The sequence below is a fragment of the Moraxella sp. 179-F 1C4 NHS genome, assembly GCF_045370505.1.
In the GTDB taxonomy this organism is placed as follows: domain Bacteria; phylum Pseudomonadota; class Gammaproteobacteria; order Pseudomonadales; family Moraxellaceae; genus Faucicola; species Faucicola tetraodonis.
In genome coordinates, this window is the sequence record NZ_JBIQEC010000039.1 from 1 (window position 1) to 11595 (window position 11595).

An 11595-nucleotide genomic window follows, 5' to 3' on the forward strand; every position below is an offset into this window, starting at 1 on the left:
TGAACGCCCATCAATTGTGGAGCAAACTCGACCACATACGTGGTTAACCCCAAAGTGACCAAGGCTTTTGCGGCTTCAAGTCCGAGCAGACCGCCACCCACAACCACGCCACGCTGTACTCGAGAATTGGCGGCGGTGGCGATGATGGCGTCTAAGTCATCAATGGTGCGATACACATGGCAGTGGGCATGGTCATTGCCCTGTACTGGGGGTACGAACGGATACGAGCCTGTTGCTAACACCAATTTTTCAAATTCTAAGGTGTTGCCCTTGCTGGTGATAAGGGTTTTGGTTTGCGCATCAAAACTTGCGACGCCTTCACCCAAATGCAAAGTAATGCCCGCTTGCTCATAGTTTGCCAGATCCACTAAATTAAGCTGACTGGCGTCTTTATGTTCAAAATAACTGGATAAATAGACACGGTCATAGGCAGGGCGACTCTCAGCACTAAACACATGGATTTGGTAAGTTTGGTGTAGGCGTTTTTCAATCGCTTTTTCGATAAAGTGGTGCCCGACCATCCCATTACCGACGACGATAAGATTTTTCATGTATTTATCCCTTCTAACGAAACATTGGCTTTTTGACTAGGATAATGATTGGCTTTTGGCGAGTATTATCCCAAGTTTTTCTATACTGTTATATAAGCAAACTTTATGCCAATATTTAAATTAATTATAAATTTCAATGGGTTAAAATATATAGGTTAATTGTCTATTAAGAAAAATAAATCACATTTTAGTGATTTAACCCAACCAGTAACCAAGTGATGAGCAACAGCGCTGCTAATATGCCACTGACCAGTTGCCAAAATAGCACAGGATGTTTGTCAATCAGCGGCTGTTTGGCTTTATCGTCGGCATGGCTTTTGGGGTCAAGGTCGGTGAGAAAATCACCAATGCTCTGATAACGGCGGTTGCTATCTGCTTGCAGCGCACGAATAAGCACGTCATTGACCCAAAATGGCAAATCCGTGCGCACTTGTCGCACGTTTTTGAACGCCAGTTTTTGGTTGGTTTGGGCGGTCATCGCAGTGGTCAAGGTGTCGACATCGAATGGTTGTAGCCCCGTCAGCATCTCATAAGTCACTACACCCAGCGAGAAAATATCGGAATACACCCCTTTTGGTGCATCGCTAAAATATTCGGGGGCAATATAGTGCAAATCACCCACAGGCGGTGTATGCGCTGTTTTTAGGAGTAACGAGCCAACCGAACCAAAGTCAATGAGCTTGATATGACCCGATGGCAGCAGCATGATATTTTCGGGCTTGATATCTTGATGGAGAAGATAATTACGGTGCATGGCTCGCAGCGCCATGCCGATTTGATTGACAATAGCAAAGGTTTGGGCAACCGATAACGGCGGCTGGGTGTCGATAAATTCACGCAAGCTCATGCCTTGCAAAAATTCGGTGACATGGTACAGATACTGGCTATTCATCGGCTTGGGGTAAAATTTTAGTAAGCTTGGGTGATTGAGGCTTAACCCTATTTTTTCTTCTTTTAAAAACAGCCGTAAAAATCCGCTATCGTCTTCATAATAGGCAGATGGCACTTTGATAATACGCTGATTATCGGCTGTGTCAGCGGTGCTGTCGGTTGCCAAATACACGCTACTGCGTGGCGTGTTTTGCACCACTTTGTCAATGGTAAAATGATCAAGCTTGTCGCCGACAGTCAGCACAGGCGGAATGCGTAAACGGGTAACGGCATGACGACTGTCTGTATGTTCAGCAAGGTCAGCTTTGTCAAAATCTGCATTCGCCAAAATTCTCGCAACTTTTGGTAAGACGGCTATCATCACGCAACTGACATTGTCATTACTGCCATTTTCCAATGCCACCTGACACAAGGTTTCTGGCAAATTTTCTAAGTCGAAGGTGGTGGAATTATCCAGCGCCAACAATTTGCCCAATGCCGATTGGGTGAGTAACAATAATTCATCATCACCGATAAATTCATACACGCCATCGGTCATTATCAAAAACACATCTTCGGGCAACACATCAATTTGGGCAAGTTGTAATTCTACTTGGGCATCTGCGCCAAGTGCAGCGGCTAAGGCGCCTTTGTCTCGCCCTCGTTTGTGTCTGTGGTCTTGGGTGAGTACGCGCAGTTTGTTGTGTCGTAGCCGATAGATACGGCTGTCACCCGTGTGAAATAACACTGCCGCATGCTCGGATAATAAAGGCTCGGTAAACAGCAGACCAGATAAGGTTGAGAGTAATTTGGGCAAATACCGCTGCGAGGCTGAATCAAAGCTGTCATGGTGATCACTAAAATACAAAAAATCATTGATAATATGCACGCTTTTGGTGAGCATTTGCGCCAGCGTTTCGGCACTGTTGTTATTTAATGAATCGCTAGTAACAGGGCTAGTAACTGGGCTAGTAACTGGGGTAGTCACCATGTCAGCTTGGTGCATGGTTAATTGGTCGATCAGCGTATCAATCACCCATTGACTGGCGAGCTTTGGCTGTCCGCAGCTGCTGACGCCGTCAGCTAAAGCGGTGACTTGCCATGCAAGCTGAGCGGCGCTGCTATCCCCTGTTGGCACCAGCGTTTGCATTGTCAAAGTATCTTGATTTTCCGCTTTGCGCCCTGCATGACTAGCAGCACGGGTCAGCAGTTGCGGCAAGGACTGTGGTAAGGATTGAGAACTGGCGGGATTTTGCTGAATGGCTTTTGACATGGGTTTTTCCTTACTAGCACGGTTGCTACGCATTGTGCAAAAATGAAAAAAGGGCATACACCCTTTTTTGCCTTACTAACTAGATTTCCTTGTCCGCTGGTTGACTGTTTTTTTGGTTGGATTTAAAGAGCGATTACGCTATCGCAATTCGCTCAATCGTGCCATCTTCGTGCACCTCGACCATATGTCCTTGTGGCTCGCTCAGGAAGGTCGCGCCAATAAAGGCAATCCCTGCAAAAATCGCGAGGGTAATAAAGAATCCTGTTGGCGATACCATAGAGAAAATAGTCAAAAACAACACCCCACCTACGTTACCATAGGCACCCGCCATACCAGCAATTTGCCCTGTCATACGGCGTTGAATGAGCGGAACCACTGAGTATACTGCACCGCATGCTGCTTGCACAAATACAGAAGTAAGCAGCACGATTGCCACTGCACCCGCCAATGGTAACTTGGTCATTTGCGTCATTAGCAGATAACCCACCGTTTGCCCTGCCAATGCAATCATCAATACTTTACGACGACCGACCGCATCGGACATAAAACCACCGCCAGGACGAGCAAATAAATTCATCACCGCAAAACAGCCTGCAGTCAACCCTGCTAAAGTATGCGATACACCATAGTTGGTAATAAAAAATTGCGGCAACATCGACACCACTGCCAACTCAGAGCCAAAACATGCCAAATACGCCATGTCTAAAATCGCCACTTGTTTAAACTGATAACCATATTCTGGATTTACCGCAGGGCGAGATGTATCAAATAAATGCTTATTGACTGACCAGATTTTGATATATTGATAGACTACAAGCACCGCCACCACCGCATATGCCAGCATGGTTTGATTGGCGGTTAATAATTTTAATCCGCTAGGTGACAAACGCCACGCCAACAAAAACAAAATCGCATAAACTGGTAAAATCATCACCGCATAAAAGTAAAAGTCTGCTTTGCTTGATACTTCCAAGCCGCCTGATTTTTTTGGTTTAAAATAAGTCGCGCCTTTGGGTGTATCACTGACACCACGATAAAAAATGACCGAATAAACAATCGCAATCACGCCTGTGGTCGCAATCGCATACCGCCAACCGTCTGCACCGCCATACAATAAGGCAAGAATCGGCATCGACATCGACGCTACTGCCGCCCCAAAATTGCCCCAACCACCGTACACCCCTTCTGCCGAGCCGACTTCATTGACAGGAAACCATTCTGAAATCAAACGAATCCCAACCACAAATCCTGCACCGACAAAACCTAGCAAAAATCGCCCAATCGCCAGCATTTGGAAACTTTGAGCAAAAGCAAACACAAAACACAAAAAACCGCTAATCAACAACACAGCACTATATGAACGCTTGGGGCCGTATCTATCGACCATCGCGCCGATTAGCAAACGAGCAGGAATGGTCAAAGCCACATTGAGCATCAAGATCGCTTTGACTTGCCCATCGCTCAAATGAAAATATTGTTTGATGGTGGGCATCAATGCCACATGAGCAAACCAAATTAAAAAGGTGACGAAAAAAGCAAACCAGGTGTAATGTAACACCTTGATACGGGGTAATTTCATAGCAAACAGCGGTAAACGTTGGGACATCTGCTTCTCCTTTAAGTAAGCCTGTACGGTTCACGGTAACAAGGTAAAAGCAATATTTATGCCATTGTCATAAACTTTTGTTTTTGCAATAATTTTTTTGAATGACCCATCAATTAGCTATTTTGCTGTGATAAAACTTTCACCGATTGGCATAAATGATAAAAATTTGATGCTGTACTGCACTATTTTGGTAAGTAATCGATAAGGTAAAAGAATAATGCAAATAAATAAGCAAAAAAATGTCTAAAAATATTTTAAAAACCCTCAAACAGTTATCTACAGTTAAAGAGGTTAAATTCAAAGAGTGGTCAACATCCATCACACTGTCCGACAAATAATAGCCAAAATTTAAAACACCATAAAAAACAGTAAAAAAAAACGGTTTAAAACGGTTGGCATAGATTTTGAATTATTAAATTTTAAAGTGCTAGATGCTAAAGTATTAAATATCGGGTCGGATAAGCAAGGTCAGCCAAACAATGCAACACACACACATTCTTATCATAGGGGCAGGGATGGCAGGGACACGCTTTGCCATGCAGTATGCCAAAAGCAGACTGAGTACCCACAGCGGACTGGGGATTGACAGCCAAGGCGAACAAAGTCGAGATGAGTTTGCCATCACGCTTATCAACAGCGAGCCGTATGCAGGCTATAACCGTATTATGCTATCGCCTGTATTGGCAGGGGAAAAACGCTTCGCTGAGATTTATCTATTTTCTCAAGAGGAGTACGCCAACCATAACATCACTGTAAAGACAGGCTGCACTGTTAGCGATATCAATCTTGCTGCTCATCAGGTCATCACCGACAGCGGCGAAACCATCAGCTATGACAAATTGGTGTTTGCCACAGGTTCAACGCCATTTATTTTACCATTGCCCAACCATACCGCAAAAGGCGTCATGGGTTTTCGTACCAAAGCCGATGTGGACGCTATGCTAGATATCGCAACAACCAATCATAATGGCAAAAAATCTCCAAAATGCCTGGTTATCGGGGGTGGGTTACTCGGTCTTGAGGCTGCCAATGCTTTGGTACAACAGGGAGCGAAAGTCACTGTGGTGCATGGGGCAGGCTATTTACTCAATCGCCAACTGGATAAAACCGCTGCCGATTTACTGCAAACTTACTTTGAAAACAAAGGTATTGAGTTTGTGCTCAACGCCAACTCTCAAACGATTTGCGTGGATGAGGATAACCAGGTCACTGGACTGACTTACACGGATAATGTCGACACATCCATCCCTGCCAAAACCATTGACAGCGATTGCATTATCATGACCGTCGGCGTGCGACCCAATATTGCCCTTGCGCAACAGGTCGGTATCACTTGCGAGCGGGGGATTTTGGTTGATAACCAAATGCGAACCCATACCCCAGACGTGTATGCGATTGGCGAGTGTGTACAGTTTGACAACCAGCTATTTGGGCTAGTCGCACCTGTGTATGAGCAAGCCAATATTCTGCTACATACCTTAAACGAGCAGCCAGGTAGCACCTCGCCCGTGTTTAGCGTACAACCAACGGCAACCAAGCTAAAGGTCTCGGGCGTGGCGCTATTTTCGGCAGGTGATATCGATGTGAGTCACGACTGCGAGCAATTGATTTATCAAGACCCTAGCCATAGCATCTATCAAAAAATCACCGTAAAAGACAACCGTATTTTATCTGCAGTGCTATATGGTGATGTACAAGAGGGCGGTTGGTTTTTTGAACTGATTCAAAATCAACAAGATATTTCAGCCATCAAAGATAAATTACTGTTTGGCAAAGCGTTTTGTGAAGAGTTGCTGGCGGGCTGATCTGACTGGTAGAAATTAAAAATAGTAAAAGGTTAACGTGTGACAACAACTATACAACATTTAGCACCACAAAAATCTCCCCTGACCCAAGTCAAGACTACCTGTGCCTATTGTGGTGTTGGCTGTGGCGTGTTGGCGACGATTGATGAGAATACCCAACACGTCAGCATTGACGGTGATCCAAACCATCCTGCCAACTTTGGCAAATTATGCTCCAAAGGCAAAGCGTTGGGCGATACGCTCGATCGTGACCGCCGTTTGGCACATCCGATGATTCATGGCGAGCCAGTCGATTGGGATACCGCCACCGATTTTGTTGCCAAATCATTGCAACAGACCATTGATGAATATGGCGCCGACAGCGTTATGCTATATGTATCGGGGCAACTGCTCACCGAAGATTATTACGTGGCAAACAAATTTACCAAAGGTTTTTTGGGTACCAATAATTTGGACTCCAATTCTCGACTGTGTATGTCATCAGCGGTAGCTGGCTACAAGCGAGCATTTGGCTCGGACACTGTGCCTTGTAATTATGAAGACATCGAAAACAGCGACCTATTTATCATTATCGGTTCGAATATGGCGTGGTGTCATCCGATTTTATTTGGTCGGTTAAAATCCAGCAAACAAGCCAATCCCAATAAAAAAATCGTGGTGATTGACCCACGAGCCACTGACAGCACCGCGATTGCCGACTTGCATTTGCCGATTCGCTCTGGCACAGATACCCATTTATTTGTCGGACTACTCAATTACTTGCACCAAAACGGCTATGCCAATCACGATTATCTTAGGCATTGTGACAATCTTGCTGATGCGCTTGCAGCCAGTGACAGTTGGACGATTAAAAAAGTTGCCAAAATCTGCGGTGTCGACGAAAGTGATTTAACCAAGTTTTACCAATTGTTTGCCACTACCAAGAAAACCGTGAGTTTTTACTCAATGGGTGTCAATCAAGCCAGTAATGGCACTGATAAGGTCAATAGCATTATCAATTGCCACCTTTATACAGGCAAACTGGGTTATCAAGGGGCAGGGGCGTTCTCAATTACAGGACAGCCCAATGCCATGGGTGGGCGAGAGGTCGGGGCGTTAGCCAATCTGCTAGCCAGTCATTTTGAGCTCAAAAACAGCGACCATCGTCAAACGGTAGCCAACTTTTGGCAAGCACCGACTAGCATTAGTGGTAAAGATGGTGTCAAGGCAACCCAATGTGCCGATGCTATTTTGGAGGGGCAAATTAAAGCGATTTGGATTATGGCGACCAATCCTGTGGTCAGTCTGCCAGAAGCAGACAAATTTGCCATGGCGTTACAGCAATGCCCACTGGTCATCGTGTCTGACTGCTCAAAAGACAGCGACACGCTCGACTTTGCTCATGTGGCTTTGCCCGCGCAAGGCTGGAGTGAAAAATCAGGCACGGTCACCAACAGCGAACGCCGTATCTCTCGTCAGCGTCGCTTAGTCACCCCATTTGCTGATGCCAAGCCCGACTGGTGGATAGTCAGCCAAGTAGCACAGAAAATGGGTTTTGTGGGTTTTGATTACACTCACGAATCGCAAGTGTTTGCCGAACACGCTCGGCTTAGTGGCGAGAAGAATGGCGGTGAAAAAAATACAGATAGTCGAAGTTTTAATATCAGCCATTTAGCCAATATTAGCCAAAACGATTATGATAACTTGGCACCGTTTCAATGGGGTCAACCGCATTATTTTGGACTACAAAAACAAGACGCACACACCACTATTGGCACCACTTATACCGATACCCAAAAACTGCATTTTGTCACCGTTAATCCTGCGGTACCCAAGTCATTGCCTGATGAGCAATATCCACTGGTGCTTAACACAGGTCGCTCGCGTGACCAATGGCATACCATGACCCGTACAGGGATTGCCCCACAGCTTAATCAGCATTTACCGCACCCACTGGTTGCGATTCACCCGAGTGACGCCAAACCTTTAGGTGTACAAAATAACGATTTTGTGCAAATTAACAGTCCCAATGGTACTATCTTAGTGCGGGCGGATGTGACTGAAAAACAACGCCAAGGCGATGTGTTTATACCCATGCACTGGAATCAGCACTTTGCCGCCAATGCGCGTGTCGGTAAGCTTATCAGCAATCATCATGACCCCTTTTCGCAGCAACCGCAGCTCAAGCACCAACCTGTCAGGCTGCAAAAGCTAACCATGCAAGCATTTGGATGGTTATTGATTGATAAACACTGTGATGAAAACCTGCTAAATTGGCTCGAATCGCCAGATATGACTTATTGGGTGCGTAATCGCCAGTCAAACAGTAGCCAGTATTTTTTTGCCATTGATAATCAGTCTGCATTCATGACAACTTGGTTTGATAAGCAATACTGGCAACAGCAGTTAAGTGTATGGCTCAATCAACAGGCGCAAGCCTACAACTTTGATATTATCCATTATCAACATATTGATACCGATAACACCAGCCAAGATTTACGCCTTGCGATATTGCAAAACGGGCAAGTCCATGCGCTAGTATTTTTGAGCACCCATGAGCACAAACTACCTACCCATAACTGGCTTGATAGCCAATTTGGCACAACGCTCGATAGCCATACGCGTAAATGGCTACTAATGGGCAAACCTGCCACGGGTTTTATTGATACAGGGCGGATTGTTTGCTCTTGTATGTCGGTGGGTGAAAATACCATTGTTGAGACGATAAAAAAATATCACTGTAAAACCGTCGTTGAGGTTGGCAAACATTGCAAAGCAGGCACCAATTGTGGCTCCTGTGTAGGAGAGATTAGCAAAATTTTGGCGGGGTGAAATTGTTATAACTTGTTGAAAGGATTATTTGGCGAACTTTAAGCCACTTTATAATTTCGCTTGATGTTGCCTGATTTTATCTGGTGACTCATTTATGACTAACGTTAGACATTCAAAAAAAGAGGAGAAGAATTGAAAATATTAATTGATAATGATTATCATTTATATTATCATTCTTGCTGCTTTGTAACGCTTCTCTTTTTTTATATATCTGAGTGATTTTATGAATACTGCCAATGCTAGTTTACCGCCGCGTGGTACTTTGCGCTATTTAAGTTTGTGTGTATTAACCACCCTTTATTCACCGTTGGCAACAGCGAGTGAGCCAGAACCCGTCACTACCTTACAGACCATTACTTTTAATGCCCGTCAATATATCCCAGCAAAACAGACTGAGAATGTCCGCCATGAGACCTCAGTTAAGGTACAGCAAGCTGATTTACTCAATCAATATTTACCGACGGTTGCTGGGGTGAATGTCGGTGGTACTTCGGGGATGGATCAGCATATTTATATTCGCGGTTTAGGCTCAGACAATGCAGGCAGTGCCTTAAAAATCACCGTGGATGGGGTGCGCCAACCGGAAACGCGCGGCTTTCACCATGCTGGGATTAGTGGACTTGACCCAGATTTGTATAAAACAACAGAAGTGTCAGTGGGTAATAACTCGGTGACTTTGGGCAATAATGCCATCGGTGGCGGTGTGGCGTTTACCACGGTGGATGCACAAGACTTGCTACTACCTGATCAAAAAATGGGGGCAAAGGTTAAGCTTGGCTATGCCAGTAACGATCAGCAATTTCAACGAAGTCTAACTACCTATGCCAAACCCAATGAGCAGTTGGACATGATTGTGTCTTATAGTGAGCGTGACAGCGATGGCGGCGAAGATGGCAAAAGCAACCACATCCAAGGTGATGATATTACTATCAAAAGTATACTAGCCAAAGTCAATGTGATGCCGGCAGAAGGTCACAAAATTACTGCCAGTTACCAAAGCTATGACAATGACGGTAACTATCCGTTTCGCCCCAATATCGGCTACCAAGCCAATTTACCCGCTAATATTCATCCTGGCTACACCAATAATGAAACCTATGCCCTCGGCTATGAGTATAAACCGCATAGCAATTTTGAGCTAAACAGCAAAGTTTATCATTTGACCAATGAAGCGCTGTCGCAAGGACTGCGTGGAACGACTCCCATGCGTATAGCCACGTCAGGCAAAACCGATGGCATGACGGCGAGTATCAAACAGCAACTGACGCAGCCTCATGGTGACCATGCTTTGACACATACGCTCAACTATGGGATAGAAGGCTATAAAAAATCAGCGACGTTAGAGAGTAGTGATATCACAGAAGACGCTACCAGCGTAGGGGTGTACTTACAAGACCGAATCGAATTGGGACGATTTGCGCTGACGCCTGGCGTGCGCTTTGATCATTATAAGCCGTCAGAGCGTTTAAGCAGTGACGACTATAATCAACTGTCGGGCGCATTGGCAGGGGAGTTTAAACTGACGCCAAACCACAGCTTATTTGCTAGTTATACGCAATTGTTTAATGGACCACCCTTGCCAGAAACCATTCACCAATCTGGGCAAACCTTCGTCAATAAAGACATCGAAGCAGAAACAGGCGCAAACAAAGAACTGGGGATTAGTAGCCGTTTTAGAGGGGTGTTTGACAGTCAAGACAGTATGTCACTGACAGCCAAAGTCTTTGATACCCAATATGACAATAAAATCGACCGATTAACAGGCATTGACTGTGCCACAGGCAACACAGTGACAGGCGGGCAATGTGCCAGCTACATCAATGCAGGCGAGACTACCGTTAAAGGCTATGAGCTGAGCGCAAAATATCGGCTAAATAATATGCGCTTGAATGCAGGCTATGCCCATGCCAAAAGCGACACCGAGCAAGGTTACCAACTCAATAAAGACTCAGGCGATCAGTTAAACCTTGGCTTTAATTATGATATCAATGACAAATTCAGCCTTGGAAGTGCCATCCGCCATGTCAAAGGTTTAACGCGTCGCACCAGCGCTACTGCTGTGGCTGATTTGCCAAGTTTTACCACCTATGATGTATTTGGTAGCTATCGTCCAAGCGCGTTACCGCAATTAACTGTGGATGCTGGGGTGTATAACCTTACAGATGCCTACTACTATGAGCACGTATCCAATACCGGTGATAAAGCCATGGGGCGCAATGTCAAAGTAGCGCTAAGTTATCAGTTTTAAACTCAATGGGTGATAACCATCAGCATGATGGATTGCCCATTGCTGTTTAGCATTTTCACAAAATATTGCAGAAAAATTTTGCTTATGTCCAAAATCCAATTTTTTATTCGTCCTACTACCACAAGGTTTGGCGGGGTATCAAAACAATTGCCTAGGGTATTCATCGGTGTAACCGAAAACGGCATTTTGCGCAAGGTGTTCATCCTAGTCGATACTGTAGGTTATCAATAACCTTGTGCTAATTTTGCCCAAAATAAAGCTAACACAAAGCGAAGATAAAAAAGCAACTTGAAGTTTTAAAGCCATTTGATATCAAAGTTGCTTAATATTTTAAAGTGGGTTAATTAACGTGGTTTAGGCTGTGTCCCCAATTCAAAAACGAGATAAAAAGTGCCAAAATATGCCTAAATCTATAGCATTTAGAATAGGAA

General features: G+C 44.8%; 6 protein-coding genes. 3 read left to right on the top strand and 3 right to left on the bottom strand.

What is annotated here, in order from left to right:
* The 3 genes from ACH0AB_RS11285 to ACH0AB_RS11295 form a co-directional block, all read right to left on the bottom strand.
* Window positions 1–551 (bottom strand): FAD-dependent oxidoreductase (locus ACH0AB_RS11285; RefSeq protein WP_406878210.1); only part of this gene is annotated, 551 nt, incomplete at its 3' end.
* 187 nt (window positions 552–738) lie between these two features.
* Window positions 739–2694, bottom strand: coding sequence for a bifunctional protein-serine/threonine kinase/phosphatase (locus ACH0AB_RS11290; protein ID WP_406878211.1), 1956 nt, complete (start codon window positions 2692–2694; stop codon window positions 739–741).
* A 133-nt stretch (window positions 2695–2827) separates the two neighbouring features.
* Window positions 2828–4300: an MFS transporter gene (locus tag ACH0AB_RS11295; RefSeq protein WP_406878212.1), complete on the bottom strand. Its 1473-nt coding sequence runs from the start codon at window positions 4298–4300 to the stop codon at window positions 2828–2830.
* A gap of 479 nt (window positions 4301–4779) precedes the next feature.
* Between ACH0AB_RS11295 and ACH0AB_RS11300 the strand changes: the two genes are divergently transcribed.
* The 3 genes from ACH0AB_RS11300 to ACH0AB_RS11310 all read left to right on the top strand — a co-directional run bounded on the left by ACH0AB_RS11300 (window position 4780) and on the right by ACH0AB_RS11310 (window position 11164).
* On the top strand, window positions 4780–6105 hold the full coding sequence (locus ACH0AB_RS11300; protein ID WP_406878213.1) for an NAD(P)/FAD-dependent oxidoreductase: 1326 nt from the start codon (window positions 4780–4782) through the stop codon (window positions 6103–6105).
* A 39-nt stretch (window positions 6106–6144) separates the two neighbouring features.
* Window positions 6145–8916 carry a molybdopterin-dependent oxidoreductase gene (locus ACH0AB_RS11305; RefSeq protein ID WP_406878214.1) on the top strand — a complete coding sequence of 924 codons (2772 nt, stop codon included), beginning with the start codon at window positions 6145–6147 and terminating at the stop codon, window positions 8914–8916.
* 223 nt (window positions 8917–9139) lie between these two features.
* On the top strand, window positions 9140–11164 hold the full coding sequence (locus tag ACH0AB_RS11310) for a TonB-dependent receptor domain-containing protein (protein ID WP_406878215.1): 2025 nt from the start codon (window positions 9140–9142) through the stop codon (window positions 11162–11164).
* Window positions 11165–11595: the final 431 nt, after the last annotated feature.

What these genes read in the sequence shown, in the direction of transcription:
- ACH0AB_RS11290 (WP_406878211.1), bottom strand. Translation starts at nt 2,694, where the DNA reads ATGTCAAAAGCCATTCAGCAAAATCCCGCCAGTTCTCAATCCTTACCA.
- ACH0AB_RS11295 (WP_406878212.1), bottom strand. Translation starts at nt 4,300, where the DNA reads ATGTCCCAACGTTTACCGCTGTTTGCTATGAAATTACCCCGTATCAAG.
- ACH0AB_RS11300 (WP_406878213.1), top strand. Translation starts at nt 4,780, where the DNA reads ATGCAACACACACACATTCTTATCATAGGGGCAGGGATGGCAGGGACA.
- ACH0AB_RS11310 (WP_406878215.1), top strand. Translation starts at nt 9,140, where the DNA reads ATGAATACTGCCAATGCTAGTTTACCGCCGCGTGGTACTTTGCGCTAT.